This is a genomic window from Nocardia australiensis, assembly GCF_020733705.1.
Taxonomy (GTDB): domain Bacteria; phylum Actinomycetota; class Actinomycetes; order Mycobacteriales; family Mycobacteriaceae; genus Nocardia; species Nocardia australiensis.
Map to the genome: position 1 here is coordinate 707,340 of NZ_JAJFZM010000001.1, position 25,144 is coordinate 732,483.

At 64.5% G+C, this 25,144-nt stretch carries 27 protein-coding genes; 17 read left to right on the forward strand and 10 right to left on the reverse strand.

Annotation, left to right across the window (positions count from 1 at the left end; translation table 11 throughout):
- Nucleotides 1–23 precede the first annotated feature (23 nt).
- The gene (locus LKE06_RS03220; RefSeq protein ID WP_227997084.1) at nt 24–428 is read left to right on the forward strand and encodes a VOC family protein; all 405 of its coding nucleotides are present in this window, start codon (nt 24–26) and stop codon (nt 426–428) included.
- A 63-nt stretch (nt 429–491) separates the two neighbouring features.
- Here the strand turns inward: LKE06_RS03220 and LKE06_RS03225 are convergent, their stop codons facing one another.
- A complete protein-coding gene (locus LKE06_RS03225) occupies nt 492–1,109 on the reverse strand; it encodes a LuxR C-terminal-related transcriptional regulator (protein WP_227997086.1) in 618 nt (205 codons plus the stop codon).
- A complete protein-coding gene (locus LKE06_RS03230; RefSeq protein WP_227997087.1) occupies nt 1,106–2,377 on the reverse strand; it encodes a sensor histidine kinase in 1,272 nt (423 codons plus the stop codon). The genes LKE06_RS03225 and LKE06_RS03230 overlap by 4 nt, the downstream gene beginning before the upstream one ends.
- 130 nt (nt 2,378–2,507) lie before the next feature.
- Here LKE06_RS03230 and LKE06_RS03235 point away from each other — a divergent pair, with 130 nt between their 5' ends.
- Nucleotides 2,508–3,575 (forward strand): ABC transporter permease, encoded by a 1,068-nt coding sequence (locus LKE06_RS03235; protein WP_227997089.1) that lies wholly within the window; start codon nt 2,508–2,510, stop codon nt 3,573–3,575.
- 16 nt (nt 3,576–3,591) lie between these two features.
- Nucleotides 3,592–4,326 (forward strand): ABC transporter ATP-binding protein, encoded by a 735-nt coding sequence (locus LKE06_RS03240; RefSeq protein WP_227999259.1) that lies wholly within the window; start codon nt 3,592–3,594, stop codon nt 4,324–4,326.
- A 15-nt stretch (nt 4,327–4,341) separates the two neighbouring features.
- Here the strand turns inward: LKE06_RS03240 and LKE06_RS03245 are convergent, their stop codons facing one another.
- Complete coding sequence (locus tag LKE06_RS03245) at nt 4,342–5,265, reverse strand: LysR family transcriptional regulator (RefSeq protein WP_227997091.1); 924 nt, start codon at nt 5,263–5,265, stop codon at nt 4,342–4,344.
- A gap of 140 nt (nt 5,266–5,405) precedes the next feature.
- On the opposite strand from LKE06_RS03245, the gene LKE06_RS03250 reads away from it, so the two are divergent.
- Together LKE06_RS03250 and LKE06_RS03255 are read left to right on the forward strand one after the other, a co-directional pair.
- Nucleotides 5,406–6,815, forward strand: a complete 1,410-nt coding sequence (locus LKE06_RS03250) for an MFS transporter (RefSeq protein WP_255648404.1) — start codon at nt 5,406–5,408, stop codon at nt 6,813–6,815.
- Nucleotides 6,812–7,558 carry a 3-hydroxybutyrate dehydrogenase gene (locus tag LKE06_RS03255; protein ID WP_227997093.1) on the forward strand — a complete coding sequence of 249 codons (747 nt, stop codon included), beginning with the start codon at nt 6,812–6,814 and terminating at the stop codon, nt 7,556–7,558. Before LKE06_RS03250 ends, LKE06_RS03255 begins: the two co-directional genes overlap by 4 nt.
- Nucleotides 7,559–7,588: 30 nt before the next feature.
- Here the strand turns inward: LKE06_RS03255 and LKE06_RS03260 are convergent, their stop codons facing one another.
- Nucleotides 7,589–8,176: an SACE_7040 family transcriptional regulator gene (locus tag LKE06_RS03260; RefSeq protein ID WP_227997094.1), complete on the reverse strand. Its 588-nt coding sequence runs from the start codon at nt 8,174–8,176 to the stop codon at nt 7,589–7,591.
- A 93-nt stretch (nt 8,177–8,269) separates the two neighbouring features.
- Between LKE06_RS03260 and LKE06_RS03265 the strand changes: the two genes are divergently transcribed.
- The 9 genes from LKE06_RS03265 (at nt 8,270) to LKE06_RS03305 (ending at nt 18,555) form a co-directional block, all read left to right on the forward strand.
- The gene (locus LKE06_RS03265; protein ID WP_227997096.1) at nt 8,270–9,868 is read left to right on the forward strand and encodes a carboxyl transferase domain-containing protein; all 1,599 of its coding nucleotides are present in this window, start codon (nt 8,270–8,272) and stop codon (nt 9,866–9,868) included.
- Between the two features lie 5 nt (nt 9,869–9,873).
- Complete coding sequence (locus LKE06_RS03270; RefSeq protein WP_227997098.1) at nt 9,874–11,964, forward strand: acetyl/propionyl/methylcrotonyl-CoA carboxylase subunit alpha; 2,091 nt, start codon at nt 9,874–9,876, stop codon at nt 11,962–11,964.
- Nucleotides 11,961–13,121: an acyl-CoA dehydrogenase family protein gene (locus LKE06_RS03275; RefSeq protein ID WP_227997100.1), complete on the forward strand. Its 1,161-nt coding sequence runs from the start codon at nt 11,961–11,963 to the stop codon at nt 13,119–13,121. Before LKE06_RS03270 ends, LKE06_RS03275 begins: the two co-directional genes overlap by 4 nt.
- An 11-nt stretch (nt 13,122–13,132) precedes the next feature.
- On the forward strand, nt 13,133–13,624 hold the full coding sequence (locus tag LKE06_RS03280) for a MaoC family dehydratase (RefSeq protein WP_227997102.1): 492 nt from the start codon (nt 13,133–13,135) through the stop codon (nt 13,622–13,624).
- Nucleotides 13,621–14,436, forward strand: a complete 816-nt coding sequence (locus LKE06_RS03285) for an HpcH/HpaI aldolase/citrate lyase family protein (RefSeq protein WP_227997104.1) — start codon at nt 13,621–13,623, stop codon at nt 14,434–14,436. Before LKE06_RS03280 ends, LKE06_RS03285 begins: the two co-directional genes overlap by 4 nt.
- Before the next feature lie 30 nt (nt 14,437–14,466).
- A complete protein-coding gene (locus LKE06_RS03290; protein ID WP_227997106.1) occupies nt 14,467–16,416 on the forward strand; it encodes an acetoacetate--CoA ligase in 1,950 nt (649 codons plus the stop codon).
- A 131-nt stretch (nt 16,417–16,547) separates the two neighbouring features.
- Nucleotides 16,548–16,802, forward strand: coding sequence for a type II toxin-antitoxin system Phd/YefM family antitoxin (locus LKE06_RS03295; RefSeq protein ID WP_227997108.1), 255 nt, complete (start codon nt 16,548–16,550; stop codon nt 16,800–16,802).
- Nucleotides 16,799–17,239: a type II toxin-antitoxin system VapC family toxin gene (locus LKE06_RS03300; RefSeq protein WP_227997109.1), complete on the forward strand. Its 441-nt coding sequence runs from the start codon at nt 16,799–16,801 to the stop codon at nt 17,237–17,239. The genes LKE06_RS03295 and LKE06_RS03300 overlap by 4 nt, the downstream gene beginning before the upstream one ends.
- A gap of 68 nt (nt 17,240–17,307) precedes the next feature.
- Nucleotides 17,308–18,555 (forward strand): TetR/AcrR family transcriptional regulator, encoded by a 1,248-nt coding sequence (locus LKE06_RS03305; RefSeq protein WP_227997110.1) that lies wholly within the window; start codon nt 17,308–17,310, stop codon nt 18,553–18,555.
- Nucleotides 18,556–19,154: 599 nt separating this feature from the next.
- Here the strand turns inward: LKE06_RS03305 and LKE06_RS03310 are convergent.
- Complete coding sequence (locus LKE06_RS03310; protein ID WP_227997112.1) at nt 19,155–19,340, reverse strand: hypothetical protein; 186 nt, start codon at nt 19,338–19,340, stop codon at nt 19,155–19,157.
- Between the two features lie 204 nt (nt 19,341–19,544).
- On the opposite strand from LKE06_RS03310, the gene LKE06_RS03315 reads away from it, so the two are divergent.
- Nucleotides 19,545–20,012 (forward strand): NUDIX hydrolase, encoded by a 468-nt coding sequence (locus LKE06_RS03315; RefSeq protein ID WP_227997114.1) that lies wholly within the window; start codon nt 19,545–19,547, stop codon nt 20,010–20,012.
- Between the two features lie 25 nt (nt 20,013–20,037).
- Nucleotides 20,038–20,460 (forward strand): hypothetical protein, encoded by a 423-nt coding sequence (locus LKE06_RS03320; protein WP_227997116.1) that lies wholly within the window; start codon nt 20,038–20,040, stop codon nt 20,458–20,460.
- A gap of 27 nt (nt 20,461–20,487) precedes the next feature.
- On the opposite strand, the gene LKE06_RS03325 is transcribed toward LKE06_RS03320, so the two are convergent.
- Nucleotides 20,488–21,417 carry an IS3 family transposase gene (locus LKE06_RS03325; RefSeq protein ID WP_227997118.1) on the reverse strand — a complete coding sequence of 310 codons (930 nt, stop codon included), beginning with the start codon at nt 21,415–21,417 and terminating at the stop codon, nt 20,488–20,490.
- A complete protein-coding gene (locus LKE06_RS03330) occupies nt 21,417–21,740 on the reverse strand; it encodes a transposase (RefSeq protein WP_227997120.1) in 324 nt (107 codons plus the stop codon). Before LKE06_RS03330 ends, LKE06_RS03325 begins: the two co-directional genes overlap by 1 nt.
- A 150-nt stretch (nt 21,741–21,890) precedes the next feature.
- On the opposite strand from LKE06_RS03330, the gene LKE06_RS33065 reads away from it, so the two are divergent.
- Nucleotides 21,891–22,364, forward strand: coding sequence for a carbohydrate kinase family protein (locus LKE06_RS33065; protein WP_227999261.1), 474 nt, complete (start codon nt 21,891–21,893; stop codon nt 22,362–22,364).
- Between the two features lie 178 nt (nt 22,365–22,542).
- Here the strand turns inward: LKE06_RS33065 and LKE06_RS03340 are convergent, their stop codons facing one another.
- Genes LKE06_RS03340 through LKE06_RS03350 form a run of 3 tightly spaced genes read right to left on the reverse strand, consistent with a single transcriptional unit; the run spans nt 22,543 to nt 25,022 of the window.
- Nucleotides 22,543–23,196, reverse strand: a complete 654-nt coding sequence (locus LKE06_RS03340; protein WP_227997122.1) for a hypothetical protein — start codon at nt 23,194–23,196, stop codon at nt 22,543–22,545.
- 6 nt (nt 23,197–23,202) lie between these two features.
- A complete protein-coding gene (locus tag LKE06_RS03345; RefSeq protein ID WP_227997123.1) occupies nt 23,203–24,342 on the reverse strand; it encodes a radical SAM protein in 1,140 nt (379 codons plus the stop codon).
- Nucleotides 24,339–25,022, reverse strand: coding sequence for an adenylate kinase family protein (locus LKE06_RS03350; RefSeq protein WP_227997125.1), 684 nt, complete (start codon nt 25,020–25,022; stop codon nt 24,339–24,341). Before LKE06_RS03350 ends, LKE06_RS03345 begins: the two co-directional genes overlap by 4 nt.
- Between the last annotated feature and the right edge of the window lie 122 nt (nt 25,023–25,144).

Here is a 25,144-nt window from a genome sequence, read left to right on the forward strand (position 1 = left end):
TCGGAGAAATAGGAAACCCAGTCATGAGTGACTACACCGGCTCCAGCATCGACCACCTCAACATCACCGTCACTGACCTGACCGTGTCGCGCGCCTTCTATGACGCCGTCCTCCCGATCATCGGCGTCGAGAAGCTGCTCGACTTCCCGGCCAGTGGCGACCGGCCCGCGATGGTCGGCTACGGCCGGCATCCCAAGCCGTTCTTCTGGCTCGTCGACGGCGAGATCGTCGACCCGAACCTGCACCTGGCCTTCACCGTCGACAGCCGAGAAGCCGTCGACGCCTTCTACGCCGCCGCGATCGCCGCCGGAGCCACCACTCGGGACGAACCGGCGGTGCACCCGGAGTACCACCCCGACTACTACGGGGCATTCGTCAATGATCCCGACGGGACCAACCTCGAAGCTGTCTACCACGCCCACCCGTGAACCTGCCCCACTTACCCGCGACGATGGCAGCGACCAGTGGGAAGCCACCGACGAATGAATCGTCTAGATCATGCCCTGTTCGCGGGCCCGCGCGACGGCGGAAGTTCGCGAGCGGACGCCGAGTTTGGCGTAGATGTGTACGAGGTGGGATTTGACGGTGGTTTCGCTGAGGAACAGCTCCTTGGCGATCTCACGGTTGGAGCGGCCTGCCGCGACCAGCCGCAGCACCTCGATTTCGCGTTGACTCAATGTAGTGTCGGCGCGTCTGACCCTGGTCATCAGCTTGGACGCGACCGAGGGAGACAGCACGCTCTCCCCGGCCGCTGCCGAACGAACCGCGGCGAGCAGTTCCGCCGGTGGGGTGTCCTTGAGGATGTACCCGCAGGCGCCGGCTTCGATGGCGCCGAGTATGTCGGCGTCGGTGTCGTAGTTGGTGACCACCAGGACGTTGGGCGGGTTCGGGAGCGCGCGCAGCTCGGTGGTCGCGTCGACACCCGAGTTGCCGGGGCCGAAACTCAGGTCCATGAGCACGAGGTCGACCGGGGTGGTGGCACCGAAGGACACCGCTGCTTCCGCGCTGGAAACCTCTCCTACGACAGCGATTTCGTCGCCACTCTCGAGTAGCGCGCGCAATCCGGCCCGCACGATGGCATGGTCGTCGGCCAGCAACAGCCGAATCATAAGTGCTCCGATCGATCAGCCGAATTCGGCTCAGGTGAAGTGGATTCCGGAGCCGAACCGGCAGACTGTGCCGTTGTATCCGCCGAGGATACAACGGGATTCGGCTGTTCGGAGGCGGGCCCGATAGGGAAGGAGATGGTGACCGCGGTATGGCCGGGCTCCGATTCGACCGCCATGGTGCCACCCTGCTGTTCGGTTCGGGCCCGCATCGCGGCCAATCCGAATGTTCCCGAGGGGGCGCGATCGAGCACGGCGGGATCGATCCCGATGCCGTCGTCGACCACATCCAGGAACACGTCGGTGTCGGCATAGGTGAGCGTGAGTCGCATTCGCGCGGCGCCGGCATGGCGGACGACATTCGATACCGCGCCCTGCGCGATGCGCACCAGCGCCGCCTCGACCGACATCGGGAGCCGCTCCGGGGTTCCCTCGACCAGCATCTGAGTAGTAAACCCGGGGGCTTGGGCGCGGGCGCAGATCCGTTCCAGCGCCTGGGCCAGCGACTGCCCCTCCAGTGCGGCGGGCGTCAATTCGGCTATCAGTCTTCGCGTTTCGGCGAGGTTCTCGGCGGCGGTTTCCCTGGCGAGCTGAATCCGTTGCAGCGCGGGATGGTCGGGCGCGGACTGCTCGGCGGCGTGCAGCAGTAGTTGAATACTGCTGAGACCTTGCGCGACGGTGTCGTGGATCTCCTGCGCCAGCCGCTCCCGCTCGGCGAGCTTGCCCGCTGTGCGCTCTTGATCCGCGAGAGTCGCTCTGGTGCTGAGCAATTCGTCGATCAGCCGCTGCCGGGAGGCGGACTCGCGGAACAACGCCTGATATCCGAGCCCGATACCCACAGCCACCGCTGCCCCCAGAACGGGTCCGATGACACCAGCGACTGCCCATCCGCGATGCAGTCCGAAACCCAGTACCGCCACGGTCGTCGCGGCCACCACCGCGAGCAGATTCCCGGGTGAGGGCAGCAGGTGCAGGTAGAGGAAGAACAGCCCGAAGGCGAGGTACCCGGCGTCCGGTGCGAACGCGACCAAGCCGAGCCACAGCACGGTCAGCGCGGCCAACCAGAGTCGGATACCGACCGGGCTGGAACTCAGCAGCGCCCCCGCGAAGTAGGTTGCCAGGAACACGGCTGTCAACGTGATGACGGCCGCAGGATGCGGCACACCGGGCAGCAGCGCACGCACAGCGGTCACCACTGCCAGCACCGTTACCAGGACATGCAGTCCCAACCGGAGTGTGGTGAAGACAGGGGTGAGCGGCGACGAGTGCACGGTGCCAGCTTATGTGCGGCTATCTGGTCGGCATCCATCGAAAGGTGTAAAACGCGCGCCAACCTTCGATCGGCCCCGGTTCCATCCCGTGCGCGATGGCCCGGCGGCCCGAGAACGCGATAGTGGAAGCATGTTCGTCGCACTCAGGGATCTCCGGGCCGCACGCGGCCGTTTCTTGCTCATCACGCTGGTCGTCACGCTGGTGGCCCTGCTGGTGAGCTTCCTCAGTGGCCTCACCGCCGGGCTGGCGCACCAGAACATCTCAGCTGTCGAGGCCATCTCCGCCGACGCCGTCGTCTTCGCGGATACCGGTGCCGATCCGTCCTTCGACGCCTCCGCACTGACCACACAGCAGGTCGCGGCCTGGCAATCGGCCGCGGGACCCGACGGCACCGTCGACCCGATCGGCATCAGCCACGCGGGCGCGGCGGTGGCCGGGCGCGATGATGGGCAACCCGCTCAGGTCGCACTGTTCGGCGCGGCGGGATCGGCCTTCGGCGATCGCGGCGCAACCGAACAAGGCACGGTGGTACTGAGCTCAGGTGCCGCGAAGGCGCTCGATGCGCAACCCGGCGATCGGGTCACCCTCGAGTCGGGCACCTTCACCGTGGCATCGGTCGGCGGTGACGACTGGTACAGCCATACGCCCGTGGTCTGGATGACCCCCGCCGACTGGCAGACGGTGAGCCCGCGTGGCGGTGCGGCCACCGTGCTCGCGGTGTCCGGCATACCGAATATCGACGCCGTCAACGAGATTGCGCACACCACCACGACCTCCGTCTCGGGATCGCTATCCGCGTTGGGCGCCTACGAGGCCGAAAACGGTTCCCTCACACTGATGACGGTATTGCTTTTCGCGATCTCGGCGTTGGTGATCGGCGCCTTCTTCACCGTATGGACCGTGCAGCGCGGCCCCGATATCGCCACCCTCAAGGCGCTCGGCGCGACCTCGGGTTCGCTGGTTCGCGATGCGCTGGCCCAGGCTGCGATCGTGCTCGCCGCCGGCGTCACGATCGGGCTCACAATCACCGTTATCGCGGCAACATTCATGGGCGACGCCCTACCGTTCGTGCTGAGTCTCGCGACCACACTGCTACCCGCGCTCGCCTTGATCGTGCTCGGCCTACTCGGTGCCGCGTTCGCGCTGCGCTTCCTGTTCACCACCGACCCGCTTACCGCGCTCAACGCGGCACGCTGACCCCCGGAGCCTCGAAATCATGACTACCGCACTGACAGTCAACGACGTCACCCTCACCTACCCCGATGGCGCAGGCCGCCTCACCGCACTGGACCGGGTGAACCTGCGTGTCGACGGCGGCAGCATCGCCGCCATCACCGGCCCATCCGGCTCGGGCAAATCGAGTTTGCTCGCCGTCGTCTCGACGCTGATCCGTCCCGAATCCGGCCGCGTCGAACTCGAAACCGGCGACAGCACCGTGGATCTTGCCGCGCTCAACCGCAGAGATGCCACCGCCCTGCGACGTTCGTCCATCGGCATCGTGTTCCAGCAGCCGAACCTCATCCCCGCTCTCACCGCCGCCGAACAACTGGAGGCGATGACGCACCTGGGTCAGCGCCTCTTCACCGCACCGGCGCGGCGCCGCGAAACCCGTGACAAAGCAATGGAACTCCTCGATGCCGTTGGCCTCGCCGACCACAGCGACAAGCATCCGTCCAAGCTTTCCGGCGGCCAACGTCAACGCGTGAACATCGCTCGCGCCCTGATGAACGACCCCGCCCTCCTGGTAATCGACGAACCGACCAGCGCACTGGACACCGAACGCGGGGCCGCCATCATCGACCTGATACTCACCGTGGTCCGTGACCACGGCGCCGCGACACTACTGGTCACCCACGATCGCAACCACCTGCACCAGATGGACGCCGTCTACCGAATGGTCGACGGCAACCTCACCTCCGACCAATCCGCCGACGTCACTGCCGCCTGACACACTTCGACACCACTAAGACCGCAAGCCCAGCAATGCTTTTCGCTGTTCGTGCATCCGCACGCGGATCGCATCGACAACCGCAGCCACTTCCGGTCTACGGAGTGTTTCGGTTCGGGTCACCAGCCAATAGGCGAGTCGGACGGATATTTCGTCGCCGAGCACCCGTACCAGGTCGTCATGCCTGTCTGCCATGAAGCAGGGCAGCAGGCCCAGGCCCGCCGAGGCTCGTGTCGCCTCGACGTGCACGAAAACATTGGTGGATGTGACCGATTCGCGCATGGTCGGTACGAAACTGGATGCCACGTCGAGGACGTCGACCTGGAGCATGGAATCGATGAAGTACACCAGCGAATGGCCGGCCAGGTCGTCTACGTCCGTGGGGGTTCGGTGTTCGCGTAGATAGTCCCGGGAGCCATAGAGGCCGAGGCAGTAGTCGGCGAGGCGAATTGCCGTGGCCCGGTGCACCTGCGGCTCCCCCACCACCACTTCGATATCCAGGCCGGAACGCTGCTGGGACGCGCGGCGCGTCGTCGCGACGATTTCCACGGCGATCTTCGGATGCGCCCGCCGCACCTGCGCGGCGGCGGGCGCGGCGATGTAGGCGCTGAAGCCGTCGGTGGCCGAGAGCCGGACGACCCCTTCCAGCGCTCGCGTGCCATTCGCATCCGTGGCCAGCGATTTGACGGCGGATTCCACGGTCTCGGCTGCCTCGAGCGCCTCGCGCCCGAGGTCGGTCAGTTCCCAGCCGCCGGTGACGCGCGCCAGTACGCGCCCGCCGAGCGCCTGCTCCAGCGCGGTGATTCGGCGCGAGATGGTGGTGTGGTTGATGCCGAGTTCCTCGGCGGCCGTGACGAATCGACCCGATCGGCCGACGGCGAGCAATACCAGCAGGTCGTCCGCGCTTGGGCGGCGGGATCCCGAAGGCGAGACATTCATATCTGCATTCTCGCAGATCATGCCTGCGCATCTGGTCATTGCGACCACAGACATCTGCACGAATACTCGTTTTGACCATAAATTGTGGGGACCATCACATTCATCAGCAAGAATTGGTCCCGGTCATAGAGGAGAGTGCGATGAGCGTGCGAAACACGTTGCGGCCCAAGGGAAGCGATCCCGGCGGCATACCGACGGGCCTGCGGCGGGTGGTCGCCGCGTCAATGGCGGGCACGGTCGTCGAGTGGTACGAATTCTTTCTCTACGGCACCGCCGCGACGCTGGTATTCAGCAAGGTGTTCTTCGCCAAGGGCACCAGTGATCTCGACGCCATCCTCGCCGCCTTCATCACCTACGCGGTCGGCTTCGCGGCGCGCCCGCTCGGCGGCATCGTCTTCGGGTACTTCGGCGACCGCTACGGCCGCAAGAAGCTGTTGCAGTTCAGTCTGCTGCTGGTGGGCAGTGCGACCTTCCTGATGGGCTGCCTGCCGACCTTCGGTCAGGTCGGATATCTGGCACCGGCGCTACTGGTCACGCTTCGATTCATTCAGGGTTTCGCGGTCGGCGGTGAATGGGGTGGCGCGGTTCTGCTTGTCGCCGAACACAGTCCGAGCAAAAGCCGTGGCTTCTGGGCGAGTTGGCCACAGGCGGGCGTGCCGCTGGGAAACCTGCTTGCGACGGTCGCGCTGCTCGCATTGACCTCGACGCTGTCGGATGCCGCCTTCCTCGGCTGGGGCTGGCGGGTCGCGTTCTGGCTGTCGGCCATCGTGGTGCTGATCGGCTACTACATCCGCACAAAGGTCACCGACGCTCCGATTTTCGTCGAGGCGCAGCAGCAGATGGAGCAGATCAAGGCCCATTCATTCACCGTCTTCGAGGTGCTGAAGCGTTATCCGCGTGGCGTTTTCACCGCGATGGGACTGCGGTTCGGCGAGAACATCATGTATTACCTGGTTGTCACATTCACGATCACCTATCTGAAGGTGCATGTCGGCGTGGACACCAAGGTGATTCTGTGGTGGTTGCTCGTCGCGCACGCTGTGCATTTCCTCGCCATTCCAGTGGCCGGGCAACTCAGCGACCGATTCGGCAGGCGGCCGGTCTATTTCATCGGCGCGATCACCGCGGGCACATGGGGGTTCTTCGCTTTTCCCATGATGGACAGCGGGCACAACGCGATCATTATGTCGGCGATCATTATCGGCCTGATCTTCCACGCCCTCATGTACGCCGCGCAGCCCGCGATCATGGCGGAAATGTTCCCGACCCGGATGCGGTATTCCGGTGTGTCACTGGGATATCAGGTCACCTCGATCGTGGCCGGGTCGCTCGCGCCGATCATCGCCGTGCGCCTGCTCGACAAATTCGGTTCCGCGGTGCCGATCGCGTGGTACCTGGCCGGGGCCGCCGCCGTCACCGCGGTGGCGGTGTATTTCGCCAGGGAGACCAATGGCATCGCGCTGGAGAGCATCGACCTCGCCGATGCCGAAACACTGGCCACCGCGACCGAGCCAGCGATCACCGGCACCGTAGGAGCGGAGGTCAAATGACGGATCTGACAGGACGCAAAGCCCTGGTCACCGGCGGCGCGAGCGGTATCGGCGCCGCGTGCGCCCGCGAGTTCGCCGACCGTGGGGCCGAGGTCACCGTCGCCGATATCGATGAGGCCGGGGCGAAATCGCTGGCCGACGAGCTCGACGGAAAGGCGTGGGCCGTAGATCTTCTCGACGTCGGCGCTTTGGAGCACCTGAGCCTCGATGCGGACATCCTGGTGAACAATGCCGGGGTGCAACGGATCGACCCGATCGAGGAGTTCGCACCGGAGCAGTTCCGCAAGCTCATGACCCTTATGGTCGAAGCGCCATTCCTGCTCATCCGTGCGGCGCTGCCGCACATGTACCGGCAGGGATTCGGGCGGATCATCAATATCTCCTCGGTACACGGGCTGCGCGCGTCCGAATACAAAGTCGCGTATGTGACGGCGAAGCACGGACTGGAGGGACTGTCGAAGGTGACCGCGCTCGAGGGCGGCAACCGAGGGGTGACAAGCAACTGCGTCAATCCTGGCTATGTCCGAACCCCTTTGGTGGACAAGCAGATAGCCGATCAGGCCAAGGCACACGGCATCGCCGAACAAGAGGTGCTCGAGCGGGTCCTGCTCACCGAGAGCGCCATCAAACGCCTCGTCGAGCCGCACGAGGTCGCCGGACTGGCCGGGTGGCTCGCGTCCGCGAATGCCGGAATGGTCACCGGCGCGTCCTACACCATGGATGGCGGGTGGAGCGCGCGGTGACAAGGGCGGGCCCAATCGTGCATTGGGCCTTCACTCCAAGGCGGACAACGCCATTCGGCGCAATACCGGTCGGGCCCTGATGGCCGACGCCGCACTGTGCGGGGTGGAGTTGATCAGTCCGAACGCGGCGTGCGCTTGAACGCGCGCGGCGTCTTCGGGCAGATCGGGATGCAGGCGGCGCAGCACCGCGACCCAGATCTCGACGTACTGCCGCTGTGCGCGACGCAACTCACGACGCGCGCCGACCGGAACATTGTCGAGGTCACGGTCCTGAATGCGAATGAGTTCGGGCTCGCCGAGCGCGAAGTCCAGTTGGAAGTCGACCAGCCCCGCGAGAGTTTCCATCGGCGACTCGCCGCGCGCGGCGACCGCCGTTCCGCCGGCGAGCAGCCGCTGACTGACCCCGACCAGCAGTTCGATCAGCAGCGCTTCCTTGTTCGGGAAGTGGCGGTAGACGGCCGGGCCGCTGATACCCGCGGCCGCGCCGAGGTCGTCCAGGCGCATACCGAGGAACCCACGCTCGGCGATGAGCCGGGCTCCCGCGTCCAACAGTTGCGCGCGACGCTGTGCTTTCAGCTGTTCCCTTCGTGTCGGCGCGGCGGAATCGGTGCTGGTCAAGTCCGCTCCCTTCACCCGGTCTCGACATCTTGGTTAATCAAGATTAACCTGAATTCCAGTTATCGGCTACTAACTGGATGGCAGGATGGCGTGATGACGGTTACCGAGTACGCGGTCGAAGACCGCGCGGCACACCAGGCGTTGACCGACGACCTGCGCGAGCGGCTGACAACCGCGGCGCTCGGCGGTCCGGCGAAGGCACGCGAGCGACACGTCGCCCGCGGTAAATTGCTGCCCCGGCAGCGGGTGGATCAGCTGCTCGATCCGGGCAGTCCCTTCCTGGAGCTCTCGCCGCTGGCCGCGACGGGGATGTATGGCGACGAATGTCCCGGCGCGGGTGTCATCACCGGTATCGGGCGGGTGTCGGGGCGCGAATGCGTGATCGTGGCCAATGACGCCACGGTCAAGGGCGGCACCTACTACCCCCTCACGGTGAAGAAGCATCTGCGCGCGCAGGAAGTCGCGCTGCAGAATCATCTGCCCTGCCTGTATCTGGTCGACTCCGGCGGCGCGTACCTGCCGCACCAGGATGAGGTCTTCCCGGATCGGGAGCATTTCGGGCGCATCTTCTACAACCAGGCGACCATGAGCGCCAAGGCGATTCCGCAGATCGCGGCGGTGCTCGGATCCTGCACCGCGGGCGGAGCGTATGTACCGGCGATGAGCGATGAGGCGGTGATCGTGCGCAATCAGGGCACGATCTTCCTCGGCGGCCCTCCGCTGGTGAAGGCGGCGACCGGCGAGGTCGTTACGGCAGAGGAGCTCGGCGGCGGCGAATTGCATTCGCGGACTTCGGGAGTCACCGACCATCTGGCCGAGGACGATCAGGACGCACTTCGTATCGTGCGCCGCATCGTCGGCACCTTCGGACCGCGCCCGGTCGCGCCCTGGGAGGTCAAGGCCCCGGTCGAGCCGTCGGCGCCGGAGTCCGAGCTGTATGACGTGGTGCCGGTGGATCCGCGCACTCCATATGACGTCCACGAGGTGATCGACCGGATCATCGACGGTGACCCCAACGGCGAATCCGGCTTTCACGAGTTCAAGGCCGAATACGGCAAGACGCTCGTTACCGGGTTCGCGCACATCCACGGACATCCGGTGGGCATCGTGGCCAATAATGGCGTGCTGTTCGGCGAATCCGCCATGAAGGGCGCGCATTTCATCGAACTGTGCGACAAACGCAAGATTCCGCTGCTGTTCCTACAGAACATCACCGGTTTCATGGTCGGACGCGATTACGAGGCGGGCGGTATCGCCAAGCATGGCGCCAAGATGGTTACCGCGGTGGCCTGCGCACGGGTGCCGAAGCTGACCGTGGTGATCGGCGGTTCGTATGGCGCGGGCAACTATTCGATGTGCGGGCGCGCGTATTCACCGCGGTTCCTGTGGATGTGGCCGAATGCCAGGATCTCGGTGATGGGTGGCGAGCAGGCCGCGTCGGTGCTGTCGACGGTACGCAGTGACCAGCTCGACAGCAAAGGACAGCCATGGTCGGCCGAGGACGAGGAGGCGTTCAAGGCGCCGATTCGGGATCAGTACGAGCACCAGGGCAATCCGTACTACTCGACGGCCCGACTCTGGGACGATGGCGTGATCGACCCGGCCGATACGAGAACCGTGCTCGGCCTTGCCCTTTCGGTGTGCGCACAGGCGCCACTCGAACCCGTTTCCTACGGCGTCTTCCGGATGTGAGCGCGATGCTGAACAAATCTCACCCCATCGAATTCGACACCGTGCTTGTCGCCAATCGCGGCGAGATCGCGGTGCGCGTCATTCGCACCCTGCGCGCCTTGGGTATTCGTTCGGTCGCGGTCTACAGCGACGCCGATGTCGAGGCCAGGCACGTCCGCGAGGCGGATACCGCGGTGCGGCTCGGACCGGCGCCCGCCGCGCAGAGCTACCTCGCCATCGACAAGGTGGTGGCGGCCGCGGTGCGCTCGGGTGCGCGGGCGGTGCATCCCGGATACGGATTCCTCTCGGAGAACGCCGCTTTCGCCGCCGCGCTGGCGGCGGCGGGGATCGTCTTCCTCGGCCCGCCCGCGCGGGCCATCGAGATCATGGGCGACAAGATCGCCGCCAAGAACACCGTTTCCGCCTTCGGGGTGCCGGTGGTGCCCGGCATCGCCCGACCGGGCCTCGCCGACGGTGACCTGATCGCCGCGGCCACCGATATCGGCTATCCGGTGCTGGTCAAGCCGTCGGCCGGCGGTGGCGGCAAGGGCATGCGGCTCGTCGAGGCGCCAGAACAGTTGCCGGACGCGCTCGCCAGTGCCCGCCGCGAAGCGGGCGCCGCCTTCGGCGACGACACACTGTTCCTGGAGCGATTCATCACCCGGCCCCGACATATCGAGGTGCAGATCCTCGCCGACCAGTTCGGCAATGTGATCCATCTGGGCGAACGCGAATGCAGCCTGCAACGGCGGCATCAGAAGGTGGTCGAGGAAGCGCCGTCACCGCTGCTGGACGTGCAGACACGGGCCCGGATCGGTGCCGCCGCCTGCAACACCGCGCGCAGCGTGAACTATGTGGGCGCGGGCACGGTCGAATTCATCGTCTCCGCCGATCGGCCCGACGAATTCTTCTTCATGGAGATGAACACCCGGCTACAGGTGGAACATCCGGTCACCGAACTGGTAACGGGCGTGGATCTGGTGGAAAGCCAGGTCCGTATCGCGGCCGGGCAGAAGCTCATGGTGGAGCAGGACGAGATTCGCCTCGTCGGGCACGCGATCGAGGCCAGGGTGTACGCCGAGGATCCCGGCCGCGGCTTCCTGCCCACCGGCGGCACCGTACTCGAGCTGGCCGAGCCCGAAGGTCGTGGTGTGCGGGTGGATTCGGGATTGCGGACCGGCACGGTGGTCGGCAGCGATTACGACCCGATGCTGTCGAAGGTCATCGCGCACGGCACCGATCGGGACGCGGTGCTCGCGAAACTCGATCGGGCACTCGCCGATACCGTACTGCTCGGCGTCACGACCAATATCGAATTCCTGCGGTTTCTGCTCGCCGATCCGGATGTGGTCGCGGGACGGCTGGATACCGGACTGCTGGATCGTCGCGTTGCCGACTTCCGGCCCGGCGCCGTCGGCGATGCCGAATTCATCGCCGCCGCCGCGTATCACTGGCTGCGGCGCTGGCCCGCCAATCCTGGCGATCCGTGGAATGTGCCGTCCGGGTGGCGGATCGGGGTGGCGGCGCCGACGTCGATCCGGCTGGCGAGCGGCGATCGCGTCGAGCACGTGTATCTGGCCGGGGCACCGGAAGCTGCCGAGGGACGGGTCGGCGAAGGCGAATCCGTCACGCTGTCAGCGGCTTTCACACCATCGACCGCTGAACCATTCGGCGCCGCGACCGCCGGAGTACTCACCCTGACGCTGGACGGTCTGCGACGCGACTACCGGGTCGCCGAGTACGAGGGCCAACTGTGGGTCGCCGGAGCCTCCGGTGTCGCGGCATTGCGTGAGTTGGCGGAGGTGCGGGTGCGCGAGGGCGGCGAGCATGTCGGCGATGCCGAAATCCGCAGCCCCATGCCGGGTTCGGTCATCGCGGTACCGGTGCGATCCGGTGCCGACGTCGCCGCGGGCGCCGCGGTGGTGGTGGTCGAGGCGATGAAGATGGAGCACTCGCTCACCGCCCCGACCACGGGAACCGTAGAAATTCTGGTCGAGCCGGGCGCCCAGGTGCGGTTGGACCAACTGCTCGCGCGGATTACCGCCGCACCTGCTCCAGCCGAGGCGGCCGCGCCCACTGACACGAATACCGCTGAACGAGAGGCGAACCCAGCATGACCGACTATCTGTCCACCGGAACACTGCCCGAGGACTACCGCGATCTCGCCCACACGGTGCGCGATTTCGCGCAGACCGTGGTGGCGCCGGTCGCCGCCGAACACGACGCGAACCACACCTTCCCGTACAAAGTGGTCGCGGGCATGGCCGAGATGGGGCTGTTCGGCCTGCCCTTCCCCGAGGAATACGGCGGCATGGGCGGCGACTACTTCGCCCTGTGCCTGGCGCTGGAGGAGCTCGGCAAGGTCGACCAGAGCGTCGCGATAACGCTGGAGGCCGGTGTCTCGCTCGGCGCGATGCCCGTCTACCGCTTCGGCAACGACGAGCAGAAGCAGCAATGGTTGCCGCAGCTGACCAGCGGACGCGCGCTGGCCGCCTTCGGCCTCACCGAACCCGGCGCGGGCAGCGACGCGGGCGGCACCCGCACCACCGCGACCCTCGACAGCGGTGAGTGGGTGATCAACGGCAGCAAGCAGTTCATCACCAACTCCGGCACCGATATCACCCGGCTGGTGACAGCGACCGCGGTGACCGGCCAGACGGGCAGCAAGAAGGAGATCTCCACCATCCTGGTGCCCACCGACACCCCCGGTTTCGTCGCCGAACCCGCCTACAACAAGGTCGGCTGGAACGCCTCGGACACCCACCCACTGAGCTTCACCGATGTCCGGGTCCCCGAGGAGAACCTGCTCGGCGAGCGCGGTCGCGGTTACGCGAACTTCCTGCGCATTCTCGACGAGGGCCGCATCGCCATCGCGGCGCTGTCGGTCGGCGCCGCACAGGGCTGCGTCGACGAGAGCGTGCGCTACGCAAAGGATCGTGAGGCCTTCGGCAGGCCGATCGGCCGCAACCAGGCCATCGCCTTCAAGATCGCCCGAATGGAGGCGCGCGCACACGCCGCCCGCACCGCCTACTACGACGCCGCCGCGCTCATGCTCGCGGGCAAGCCGTTCAAAAAGGAAGCCTCGATCGCCAAACTGGTGTCCAGCGAGGCCGCCATGGACAACGCCCGCGACGCCACCCAGATCTTCGGCGGCTACGGGTTCATGAACGAATACGCTGTCGCCAGGCACTACCGCGACAGCAAGATCCTCGAAATCGGCGAAGGTACCACGGAGGTGCAGTTGATGCTCATCGGACGGGAGCTGGGATTGTGACGGAGTCCGCAGTGAATGCCAATGGCCCGCGCCGGGTGGTGCAGCGCGGTCTGTGGTTCGAAGAACTTGATACCGGGGTGGTGTACGAGCACCGGCCCGGGCGCACCATTACCGAAGCCGACAATGTCCTGTTCACCACGATGACGATGAACACCCAGGCATTGCATTTGGATGCGGCGTTCAGCGACAGTCAGCCGCCGTTCAATCAGCGGCTGGTGAACTCGATGTTCACCTTGTCGACGCTGGTCGGGCTGTCGGTCGCGCAACTGACCCAGGGCACGCTCGTCGGCAATCTCGGCTTCTCCGACATCGCGTTCCCCAAGCCGCTGTTCCACGGCGACACGATGTACGCCGAAACCGTGGTCACCGGCAAACGCGAATCGAAGAGCCGCCCCGGCGAGGGCATCGTGACCTTCGCCCATACCGCGCGCAACCAGCATGGCGATATCGTCGCGACCGCCGTCCGCAAGAGCCTGCTCCGCAAACAACCGAGTGACGCATGAGCTGGGAAATGCACGGCCCCGCCTGGCTGTTCTGCCCCGCGGACCGGCCCGATCGCTACAAAAAGGCGGCCACGGCAGCCGATGTCGTGATTGTCGATCTCGAGGACGCGGTGGCCGCGCACGACAAGGCCGCCGCCCGCCGGGCGCTGATCGACACCCCGCTCGATCCCGAAACCACCGTGGTGCGTATCAACGCGGCCGGCACCGAGGACTATCCGCTCGACCTGGAAGCACTCGCCAAAACCGGCTATCAGCGCATCATGTTGCCCAAATGTGAATCCGCCGAACAGATTACGGCGCTACCGGACTACCAGGTGATCGCGCTGATCGAATCGCCGCTCGGCGCGCTCGCGGTGGGCCGGGCGGTGATGGCGCGCAATGCGATCGGGGTCATGTGGGGCGCGGAGGATCTGGTCGCGGGCCTGGGCGGGAAGTCCAGCAGGCACGCCGACGGCAGCTATCGTGATGTGGCACGCCATGTTCGCTCCAGCGCGCTGCTCGCGGCGAAGGCGTACGGGAAGTTCGCCCTGGACTCGGTGTGTCTGGATATTCGTGATCTCGACAGCCTGCGCGCGGAGTCGCTCGACGCCGTTGCCATCGGATTCGACGCCAAGGTGGCTATCCATCCCAGCCAGGTGCCGGTGATCCGCGAAGCGTACGCACCATCGGCGGATGAGCTGGACTGGGCGCGCCGGGTACTCGACGAGGTCGCGAAACATCGGGGTGTGTTCAGCTTCGAAGGCCGTATGGTCGACGCACCGGTGCTACGGCACGCCGAACACATTGTGCGGCGAGGTGATAGCCACCGCTGATCACGCGGGAACAAGCCAGGAGGTACTGCGGTGCGACCACAATGGGTACCAACCGAGCGGGATATCGCCGACGCCAGGGTTACCGATTTCGCCCGGTTCGCGCAAGCGCGCACCGGCGTGGCCGTACCGGACTACCACTCGCTGTGGCAATGGTCGGTGGACGACCTGCCCGCATTCTGGCAGGCGGTCTGGGACTACTTCGAACTCGGCGACACCGGCGGAGCGGTGCTGGCGAGCACCGAAATGCCTGGTGCGCAATGGTTTCCCGGTACCCGGCTGAACTATGTGGACCAGATTGTCCGGCAGTTCCGCAGGCACCGGCCCGCGATCGTGCACGTCAGCGAGGACCGCGAGCCGCGCGAAGTGTCCTGGACCGAATTGATCGACGCCACCAAGGCATTCGCGCGCACCCTGCGTTCCCTCGGCGTGCGGCCCGGCGATCGGGTGGCGGGATATCTGCCGAATATCCCCGAAACGGTGATCGCGTTTCTGGCGACGGCGAGCATCGGCGCGGTGTGGAGCGCCTGCGGGCAGGACTATTCGCCCAAGGCCGCGCGCAATCGGCTCGGCCAGTTGGAGCCGACCGTGCTCGTCACCGCCGACGGCTATCGATTCGGCGGGAAGGCGCATGACAAGCGCGCCGATATCGCGGTGCTACAGGCCGGTCTCGGCAGCCTGCGGGCCACCGTGGCCGTCTCCCAGCTCGGCCTGGTAGTTCCGGACACACTGTCCTGGAACGAGGCGACCGCCGTTGCCGAATCTGATTCGGCCGTAATCGCCACCGAGGCAGTCGATTTCGATCATCCACTCTGGATCGTGTTCTCCTCCGGTACCACCGGGTTGCCGAAGGGCATCGTGCACGGACACGGCGGCGTACTGCTCGAACATCTCAAAGCCGTTGCCCTGCAAGCCGATATCGGCCCTGAGGACACCTTCTTCTGGTACACCAGCCCAAGCTGGATGATGTGGAACTTCCAGATCGCCGGGCTACTGGTCGGAGCCACCATCGTCTGCTACGACGGCAGCCCCACCTACCCGGCGCCGGATGCACTGTGGCACCTCGCCGCCGAAACCTCCGCCACCGTGCTCGGCACCAGCCCCGGCTATGTGCTCGCCTGCATCAAGGCGGGTGGCGTCCCACGCGCAGACCATGATCTGTCCGCGCTGCGTCAGGTCGGCATCACCGGCTCCTCCCTGCCACCGGCGTCGGCGGTTTGGCTGGGCGACAATGTCGGCGAACATGTGCAGGTCGCCTCGATCAGCGGCGGCACCGATGTCGTCTCCGCGTTCATCGGCGGCGCTCGCACCGTGCCGAGCTGGCCCGGCGAGCTGTCGGCCCCCTATCTCGGGGTCGCGCTCGACGCCTTCGACACCGAGGGAAAATCGGTCCGTGACGAGGTCGGCGAGCTCGTCGTCACCAAGCCCATGCCATCGATGCCGGTTCGCTTCTGGAACGATCCCGACGGAAACCGCTACCACGACGCCTATTTCGACATGTTCCCCGGCGTGTGGCGCCACGGCGACTGGATCACCATTACCGACCGTCACAGCGTCGTGGTGCACGGCCGCTCCGATTCCACCCTCAACCGGCACGGTATCCGCATGGGCAGCGCCGACATCTACCAGGCCGTCGAGCGCCTCCCCGAAATCGCCGAGGCCCTCGTCATCGGCGCCGAACAACCCGACGGCGGCTACTGGATGCCGCTATTCGTCACGCTGGCCCCCGGCGCCGAACTCACCGACAAGCTGAAGACCCGGATCGACACCACCATCCGCACCGAGGTCTCCCCCCGCCACGTCCCCGACGAAATCCTGCTCGCCCCCGGTATCCCCCATACCCGCACCGGCAAAAAACTCGAGGTCCCGATCAAAAAGCTCCTCCAGGGTGCGGACCCCGCCCGCATCGTGGAACGCAGCGCCGTAGATAACCCCGACCTCCTGGATTGGTATGCCGCCCAGCGTGGGCCGTCGACGGGGTGAGGAGCACTCGCCCGCAGATATGTCCGCAGATGTGACGCAGGCACCCGCCGGAGCCGCCCAGCGACCGACCGAGACCGAGGGTTTGTGGCTACTATTTGTGATGTAGATGTAGCCACATTGAAGGAGCAGCCATGGACGTCGGCATCAGGGAACTGCGCAACAGTCTCAGTCGTCATCTGGCTGAGGTGCGCACCGGACACACTGTGACCATCACCGATCATGGACGACCGATAGCCCGGATAGTCCCCGTCGAGCGACTGACAAGGCTAGAGCAACTACGCGAGGAAGGGCGCGTACAACCTGCGCGCAAGAAGAAGCAGCCGGCACCCGAGCCGATCCACGGCAAGGGCATCGTCAGCGAACTCATCGACGAGCAGCGCCGGTGATCGGTTATCTGGACACGTCCGCTTTCGTCCCGCTACTGGTCAACGAACCGAGTAGCCATGCATGCCGACGGTTCTGGGATGACGCCGACGCCGTTGTATCGAGCAGACTTATGTATGTGGAGACCGCAGCCGCGCTCGCTCAGGCACACCGGATGGCACGTCTTCATGACACGGACTACGCAGCGTGCCGTCGTCTGCTGGACCAGCTATGGCCACAGATCGACATTGTCGAAGCGGACGAGGCATTGATTCTGCGCGCGGCGGAACTCACCGACGTTTTTGCGCTGCGCGGTTACGACGCGGTCCAGTGCGCCGCCGCCGAGCAACTGAATGACACCGATTCGGTAGCCGCGTCAGGCGACAAACGTCTGCTGGACGCCTGGAAGGCATTGGGGGTGGCCACCTTCAACACGAACACGCCCGAGGACATTGCCTGACATACAGCTGGCGGCTCGGCCTGCGACCTGGGCAAATAAGGGGGCGGGCTGGTCGTTACCATGTCCGCATGAGTGTCGACAATCCCCGTACGGCGCACAAGGCAGTCAGCGGCGACTCGGCACCGCGCGAGATTCGGCGTCGGCCGAAGAATCGGCGGGCCCAGATCGCTGCGGCGTCCGCGTCCGCGTTCGGCGCGCTGGGATATCACGGCGTGAGCATGGAGGACATCGCGTCTGGGCTCGGAATCAGTTCGGCGGCACTATATCGGCATTATCCCAGTAAGTACGCGCTGTTCCGGGAGGAATTGCTACGGGTGGGCGAGGCGATGACGGAGTCGGTGACGTTGCCGCCCGAGGCGGCGCACTGGCCGGCGGATCGACGACTGCGATATCTGCTCGATTCACTGGTCGGGGTGACGATCGACAATCGCGCCACCATCACGCTCGTGCGCTGGGAGGGTCGCTACCTCGAGCCGAAGGACCAGGAGATCCTCAACGAGCAGCAGTTGACCATCGTGCGCGCGCTCGGCGACCAACTCGCGCAGCTCCGCCCGGCGGTGAGCGAGAATGATGTCCGGGTGTTGCGCGCCGCCATGCTGAGCGCGGTCACCAGCATCGCCGACCATCACGCCACCCTGCCGTCCAAATCTCTTTCCCACCTGTTGAATTCGGCGTGCCTCTCGATCGCCGACGCCGACCTGCCCGCCGAGCAGCCGGTACCGGAATCAGTGGCGGGCCTGAAGATTCCGGATTCGTTCAAACACGAACTGCTGCTACACAAGGCAGTCGAGCTCTTTTACGAGCGCGGATACCCGAATGTCAGCGTCGAGGAAATCGCCACTGCCGCAGGACTTTCCGCCGCGTCAGCGGTATACCGATTCTATCGCGGAAAAAGCGATCTGCTTGCCGCGGCGTTCCGGCGGGCCGCCGATCGAGTGTCGGGCGCGATCGGACCGGCCGTCGCCGCCGCGACGGATCCGGAGCAAGCCCTCACCGCCTTGATCGACCATTATGTCGATAGCTCGTTCGCCGAACGCGCGCTGACATTCGTGTATTACACGGAGTTCCAGCATGTTCCGGCCGAGGAGCGGACGGTGCTGCGGAATATTCAGCGGCTCAGCATCGAGGAGTGGGCGCGGCTGCTGCGCGAGGTTCGCCCGGAACTCTCCCCCGCCGAGGCGCGATTCCTGATCCATGCGGCGTTCGCCCTGGTGGTCGATCTGGGCCGATCCTTCGGCACCGAGCCGATCGCCTCACCCGCACGAGTCTGCCTGCTGATGCAGTTGGTCCTATTCGGACGCCCAGCTCGGGTGTAGTCCGGGAGGATGACGCCGATCCCGGCACCCCTGCTCATGACTGCCGCCCCACCCACGGCGGCCGTCGTATAGGTGTCCCTCGCACAGGTGGCCGTATGTCCTGTAACTGCGGCAACACCTCGGTGTCCTCATCCACACTCCGCCAACTCGCAGGCTCAGACAAGCCCAGCCGTCTCGGCAGCCACGAAGTCTCATCTTCGTCATATTCCTCCGCCTCCGGGTAGGCGTCCCCATCGTCACCGTGCCAGCCCCGCCGAAGGCTGAGTCTCCCACGAATGAACTCATGCCTGCCCAGAACATAAGTCCCTTTCCACCACACCCCTATCCGGAACCCCAGCAGCGCCGTGAAGAACACCGAACTCGGCCACGAGATCCAGACGACCGACGCCGCCACCTCAAGCACCATCCTCAACCACCAACAGATATGCCGCCGCTAAATGCACCATGCACTCATCTGGCAAGTGATGACGGTGGATTCGTCGCAGCTCTTTCGCTCTGTCGGGCGTGAGTTCAAGTAGGCGAACCTGACACATATGCTCGGATAGCTTGCCATCGGCATGCACAAATACGTTGTGGTCCAAGGGATCTAGTATCAACGATTACTCCCAAAGCTCGCCGCACGGCAGCGTCGGAAGGTCCTCGGTCACGTTGTCATCGACCGTGACCACGAAATCCGATGAACTCTGGGCAAGTTCGTCGGCGACGTTCTGAGCCTGCTCGGCCGACGCCTGGTAGTCCAGCCTCAGTTCGCCGGATTCGATCCGGATGTGGCGCGGCGTGCGCATATCCACCATCCCCGTTCCGCTGTTGTCCAAATTTGCCTGGTAATGAGGGTGAATCGGTTATCGGGACCGATCCATGCCCTGACCCGTTGGTCGGTATACGTCCGGCGTATATCGGGCAATCGGCCGAGGACATAGGCTCGGTGCGTTCCGGGGCTAACACATAAAACAACCAGTTCAACCACGATGAGAGGAGACGTTCGACCCATGAGTGAAACAGCAATCAAACCCGAACAAGAGGCAAAGCCCCAGCGGCACAAGGTGACTGGCGATGTCCACCTGTTGCTTCGCCGAGGTGACGAAGTGCTGTTCGGCCAGCGCCGAAACACCGGATTCGAAGATGGCGCTTGGCACCTGCCCAGCGGCCACCTCGAAGCGGGCGAATCAGTGGTCGCCGCCCTGATCCGTGAGGCGGAGGAAGAGATCGGGGTGACGATCGCCCCAGAGGATGTCCACTTCGGACACATCATGCACAACTCATCGTCAGGCGGTCGGATGGCGTTCTTCTTCACGGTGCGCACCTGGCAGGGGGAGCCCAGCAATCGAGAGCCCGAAAAGTGCAGCACCCTGGAATGGTTCGCCGCAGACGCCCTGCCCAATCACATGATCGACTACTGCCGGGCGGCGATGCAGGACATCCGCGATGGCACCGCCTTCTCGGTGTACGGCTGGTAGTGCCACGTCGCTCCAGTCAGGCCCGGTGGTGTGCGTCAGCTACCTGGCGCTGGCGGAGCTGTGGACGGTGCCCCAGTTTCCTCTCGCAAACCACGGGGCAGAAGTCCGAGGCATCGAATGGTCGGTCGCGGCCGATGGGCCAATGACGGCGGCGGCGCTCGCATCTCTCGGAGCGCCGACCCTGTTGCTTTCCAACGATATCGGTGACGATGAGCACGGCAGATTCGTTCGTACATGGTTGGAACAGCGCCATGTCGACTGCACTTTCGCGGCGGGGCCAGAGGTAGTCACGCCGCGGATCGTCGTGGCTGCCGACTGCTATGTCACTCGCACCTGGTTCGCGTATCTACCGGGTGTGGTTGAAAGTCTTGAACGCGTGGACCTGTCTCCGCTTGCCCGTGCCTCGTTCATCTATGTGGATGGCTACCAGCTGATCGAGGCCGCATGAGGTTCCCCCCGGATGGTGGACAGTTGGTTACGCGGCGTTTGCCGCGACTGTCGTGAGGGACTGCTCGTAGCGGACGGGGCTGATGCCGCCGATCGCGGAGTGTCTGCGGGTAGTGTTGTACCAGTCGATCCAATTATCAACTGCGACAACGAGTTCGGACTTACCCGCGAAGGTACGGCGGTAATAGAATTCGTGTTTCAGTGTAGACCACAGCGATTCGGACGGGCTGTTGTCCCAACATATGCCGGTCGCGCCCATCGACCGGAGCAGACCGTGCCGGGCGCAGGCCCGCGCGGTCAGGCCCGCGGTGAACTCCCCACCGCGATCCGAATGCAGGATCGTGCCGCGTACCCGGCCGCCGCGCACGGCCACAGCCTGCTCGATCGCGGCCTCGACCACGTCCGAGCCGATGTGGTCGGTGACAGCGTGGCCGAGTACCCGGCGGGTGTGCCCGTCGCGGATGGCGCATAAATACATGTCGCCCTCACCGCAGCTCAGGTACGTGAAGTCGGTGGTCCACACGGCATCGGGGCGGCCCTGATCGAACACGCGCGACACCAGGTCCGGCGGGAACGACGCGGCCGGATCCACCACGGTGGTGCGGACTTTGAACGTGCGCGGGCTGATGCCCTCGATCCCGATCCCGGCCATGATCTTGGCAACGGTCTTGTAGTTCACCGTCTCGCCGCGCTCGCGCAGTTCGTCGGTGATCCGCGGAGACCCGTAGGTGCCGTCCGATTCGGTGTGCACGTCCAGGATCTTCACCGTCAAATCCGCGCGGCGCTGCTGAGAGGGCGTCAAAACCATTGCCGCCCTGCGCTTCACGTACTGGTAGTAGCCCGAGGCCGATACCTCCAGCAGCCGTGCCATGCGCCGCACGCCGAACCGTTGCGCCGTGGCGGTCGTGCCGGCGGTGGCGGCGATGGTGTGTGCGTCGGGGGCGGCGTACTTCACCATCAGTTCGAACCGGGCCGGTTCTTCTGCATCGCGGCAAAGTACGCCGAAGCTTTTGAGAGGAAAGCGTTGTCCTTCTCCAGCTCGCTGACTTGCCTTCGCAGCCGCAGCAATTCGGCTCGCTCCGCGGCATCCAGAGGTTTCTCGCCGTGGACCTCGGCGGCGGTGTTCCTGCGCCGCTCGTCTTTGACCCAAGTGCTCAGCATCCCGGCGTCGATAGCCAGTTCCCGAGCGACTTCGGCGATCGTGCGACCGGAATCGATCACACGATGCGCAGCCTCGACCTTGTACTCGGTCGTATACGACCGGCGCTTGCGAGGAGGCATAGGACATCCTTACCAGCAGGACCGCAATCCTGCTAAATCGGTGTCCACTACCCAGGGGGAACCTCAGCAGCCATCCGTGTCATCGAGGCCAGCGCCTTCGTCGAGGTACCGATTTTGCTCAACCTTGGTGGCTCCGACCTGTCACCTGCGATGGCAGCCATAGTCCGCCGATGCTCAAACCTCTTGATACAGACCAACGTCGATGATGAGGCCCACGCGGAAGCGCCAGCCCTCACCAGACACCTACTGGCCGAAACTGGTGCAACCTGGGTGATCGTGACTGCGGGCGCATTCGGTGCTGTTGCTGTCAGCCAATCGGAACTGATCTCTGTCCCAGCGTTTCCGGTGGCAGTTAGGCATACACACTGTGCGGGCGCGGCATTTTCCGGAGGACTGATTTACGGCCTGCGGGCCAGGTGGTCGATGAAGCGAAGTATGTTGGTCGGGTCGGCGAGTGGGGCGCTCCGGTGTGCACGACACCAAAACGCCCCACTGCCGAGCTTGGCGGAACTGACGGCGTTCATCACTGCACCACCAATTGGTGCCGCCAGCCAGGAGATGCAAGTCATGCCGTGGCCGCATTCCTCAGTGAGCTGCGAGATACCGCAGTCACGGGCGCAGTAGAACATCCGATCCACTCGTGTTGGTTCGACAGCCGCATCGGATTCGATGGGGCTGTCGACGTAACGGACTGGTCCATCGCAATATTTGCACGCCTTCGTGCGGTTGATGCTCCTGGTCGCGGAGCGCAGGGTTCGGGGCTGACAGGACACATTCCCTTTTGAGCAGGAAGCTGTTTTCCCTAGAACAGTTGCCACTCGTCCAGTCGGCCGATCATTTCCTGAAGTCGAGCGGATGTCATCCGTTTGCGGAGCGCATCGTCTGCCGATTCTTGTTGAGCACCGTACTGCCACCAGCTCTCGCCGGTCTTCCGGTCCATCACCAGGAAGCGGTCCTTCACCGCAGGGCCGCGCACCACCAGCGACACCGTGAATGGTTCGGCCACAACGGCATGCACCATGCTGTGGTGCAAGGCGTAGCTGGTGCTGATCGGTTCTTCTCTCGCCTGCAGCACTGGCAATTTCTTTGGGTCGATTCGCTCGTCCAACTCGGCGTTGCCGAACAGGTAGTGCCGATACTGGCCACGCAGAATCCTGCTGGCGTAGGACCAGCGGTGGTTGTGCGGCCGGTCGAAGTAGCCAGGCAGGAAGACGTGCAATCGGACGCGGATGCCGGGGTCGTTGTCGCTGTGCAGCACGATCTTGTCCAGGATGTCGTAATGCTCGCACATGTTGAGTAGGTCTGGCCGGTTTGGCAGATCATCCAGCCGTTCGCGCACGATCCGAGGTTCGGCGGCAAGTTCGTTCAATGCCTCACGGCAGTTGATCTCAACATCGTCGATGTCGTTCCAGTCGATCCCGCACAGGTTCTCGGCGATGCGGTCGATGTCATCCATTAGTTCTCACTCCTCGGGCTTAGCGCTGGATTTCCAGAGTCGGCAGACGGGAACGATGTCGTCGTAGGCGTCGCACGAGGCTTTGCCCATCACCAACTCTTCGGCCGGGCAACCACCCATGCAGGCGCTGGCTTTGCAGCCGCCGCAGGAGCTTTCGGCCAATGCGCTGGTGAACAGGTCGAACTCGTTGGTGCCGTGGTTGAGTTCAACTTGGCCGTCGACCATCTGAGCGAAATACAGGTCGGTGTCGAACAGATACGAGCAGACGTAGCAGCGACCATCCGGAAAAATTGAGATCCGATCCAGCGTCCGGCCGATGCACCCCTGGTAGCCCTCGGCGGCATAGCGCGTCATCTGGTCGCGCCGTGCATACGTCGGCTGGTACCACACCCGTGTTTTATGTTCGGGCGCAACCACACTGAGGCGATCGCAGAAATTCACCCACTCCGGCGGCGTCATCGCCATCTCGACATTGCCGTGTCCGGTGCCGATGGTCGAGAAGACGTGGAACTTCACCAGGCTGACGCCCAGCTGATCTGCCAGGCTCAACAGGTTCAGCACGTCATCTTCGTTGGCCTTGTTGACCGTGCAGATGATGCGCGTATCGAAGCCCCGCGCAGTCAGCTCGGCCGTGGTTTCGAGGGCAGTGTCGAAGGTGCCTTCACCTCGGATGGCATCGTGACTCTCTACGCTGCCGCCATCCAAACTGACCTGGACATAGGCGAAATCCTCGGGCTCCAACTGTTTGAATTTCTTGAGCGCCGGTTTCTGGGCGTTTGTCGTGGTGATGACGTGCTCATACCCCAGTTTCCGGCTCATCCGGATGGCGTCGCAGTAGTACGGATGCAACGTCGGCTCGCCGCCGAGGATGGTGAGTTTGCTGCCACCCAGTTTCCGCCAGGTGGTGAGGGTGTCCACGATCTTCGGCAATGGCATCTTGAGCGCCCGATCCAGCCGTTCGCCCATATAGCAGTGTTCGCAGCGCAGCTGGCAGGCTTCGGTGATGTATAGGTAGACGTTGCGGAAGCGGCCGTAGGCCACGCGGTCGATACGTTCGGGCTCGTGAACGGTTGCACCACGCGGCATTCGGGCGTGGCCGTAATCGTCGCCTCTGAGCTTTGACATGGGCAGCGGGACAGTAGTCATAACGAAGAACTCCGTGAAATAAGCAGCGGGGCAAGCAGATTTGCTGCGCCGTCGATGGTGTTGGTGGTGTCGAGCTGAGTGACGGCAATTGCAGAGTCGGTGAAGCCGGCGCAAATGCCAGCCGCCGTCTGGTGGTATCGCTGCAGCCGGGCTTTGAACAATCGTGGTGAGTCACCACGACGTGGATGGAGCAGGCCACCGCAATGTGCGCACTGCCAGGGATCCTGGTTGCTCGGCGCTGCCGGGAGGCGCGGATCGTGGATTGGGTCACGTTCGCAGCTATGGCAGACCCTGCGGGTCTTGGCCCGTTGCTTCAGCGTCTTGGCGTCGGCCACGACCTCGATAGCCTCGATGCAGCATGGTGGCTGCAACGTCCACAACGTGGTCAGTAGCTGATCCACCTGGCTGGCTGATCCAGGAAAGTTGTCGAGCAGCACGGTATGAACATCCGAATCAGCCTGCGCTGCTTCGAAATATGAACGTAGCGCCTCCACAACAGTGAACTCGTCGATCCAGCCCAGCCGTTCACTACTGGTGGCGGTGGCGGCCAGTACCTCTTTCGGAACGTGCTCGCGAAGTCGGAAGATGCGTCGGCCCGATGCCTGGCCAAGTCGCAGAGTGAGTGTGGTTTTGCCAGCGGCCGGAGGGCCAAATATCGGGACAACTAGCGAAAGTGCCACGGCTTACCCCTTTCTGTAAGGCCCGGATGTGTCCAGGTCCCAAGGGTCGGATTCCAGCGAAATTGGCACCACGACTACGGCGTATGCGGGGTATGTATGAAATGTATATGCGCGGGGACGCA

Excerpts from the sequence above, each read along its gene's own strand:
- LKE06_RS03285 (WP_227997104.1), top strand. The coding sequence starts at position 13,621 with ATGAGCTGGGAAATGCACGGCCCCGCCTGGCTGTTCTGCCCCGCGGAC.
- LKE06_RS03245 (WP_227997091.1), bottom strand. The coding sequence starts at position 5,265 with ATGAATGTCTCGCCTTCGGGATCCCGCCGCCCAAGCGCGGACGACCTG.
- LKE06_RS03340 (WP_227997122.1), bottom strand. The coding sequence starts at position 23,196 with ATGGATGACATCGACCGCATCGCCGAGAACCTGTGCGGGATCGACTGG.
- LKE06_RS03225 (WP_227997086.1), bottom strand. The coding sequence starts at position 1,109 with ATGATTCGGCTGTTGCTGGCCGACGACCATGCCATCGTGCGGGCCGGA.
- LKE06_RS03310 (WP_227997112.1), bottom strand. The coding sequence starts at position 19,340 with ATGCGCACGCCGCGCCACATCCGGATCGAATCCGGCGAACTGAGGCTG.
- LKE06_RS03330 (WP_227997120.1), bottom strand. The coding sequence starts at position 21,740 with ATGCCTCCTCGCAAGCGCCGGTCGTATACGACCGAGTACAAGGTCGAG.
- LKE06_RS03270 (WP_227997098.1), top strand. The coding sequence starts at position 9,874 with ATGCTGAACAAATCTCACCCCATCGAATTCGACACCGTGCTTGTCGCC.
- LKE06_RS03275 (WP_227997100.1), top strand. The coding sequence starts at position 11,961 with ATGACCGACTATCTGTCCACCGGAACACTGCCCGAGGACTACCGCGAT.
- LKE06_RS03325 (WP_227997118.1), bottom strand. The coding sequence starts at position 21,417 with ATGGTGAAGTACGCCGCCCCCGACGCACACACCATCGCCGCCACCGCC.
- LKE06_RS03265 (WP_227997096.1), top strand. The coding sequence starts at position 8,270 with ATGACGGTTACCGAGTACGCGGTCGAAGACCGCGCGGCACACCAGGCG.
- LKE06_RS03305 (WP_227997110.1), top strand. The coding sequence starts at position 17,308 with ATGAGTGTCGACAATCCCCGTACGGCGCACAAGGCAGTCAGCGGCGAC.
- LKE06_RS03315 (WP_227997114.1), top strand. The coding sequence starts at position 19,545 with ATGAGTGAAACAGCAATCAAACCCGAACAAGAGGCAAAGCCCCAGCGG.
- LKE06_RS03345 (WP_227997123.1), bottom strand. The coding sequence starts at position 24,342 with ATGACTACTGTCCCGCTGCCCATGTCAAAGCTCAGAGGCGACGATTAC.
- LKE06_RS03250 (WP_255648404.1), top strand. The coding sequence starts at position 5,406 with ATGAGCGTGCGAAACACGTTGCGGCCCAAGGGAAGCGATCCCGGCGGC.
- LKE06_RS03295 (WP_227997108.1), top strand. The coding sequence starts at position 16,548 with ATGGACGTCGGCATCAGGGAACTGCGCAACAGTCTCAGTCGTCATCTG.
- LKE06_RS03220 (WP_227997084.1), top strand. The coding sequence starts at position 24 with ATGAGTGACTACACCGGCTCCAGCATCGACCACCTCAACATCACCGTC.
- LKE06_RS03235 (WP_227997089.1), top strand. The coding sequence starts at position 2,508 with ATGTTCGTCGCACTCAGGGATCTCCGGGCCGCACGCGGCCGTTTCTTG.
- LKE06_RS33065 (WP_227999261.1), top strand. The coding sequence starts at position 21,891 with ATGGCAGCCATAGTCCGCCGATGCTCAAACCTCTTGATACAGACCAAC.
- LKE06_RS03255 (WP_227997093.1), top strand. The coding sequence starts at position 6,812 with ATGACGGATCTGACAGGACGCAAAGCCCTGGTCACCGGCGGCGCGAGC.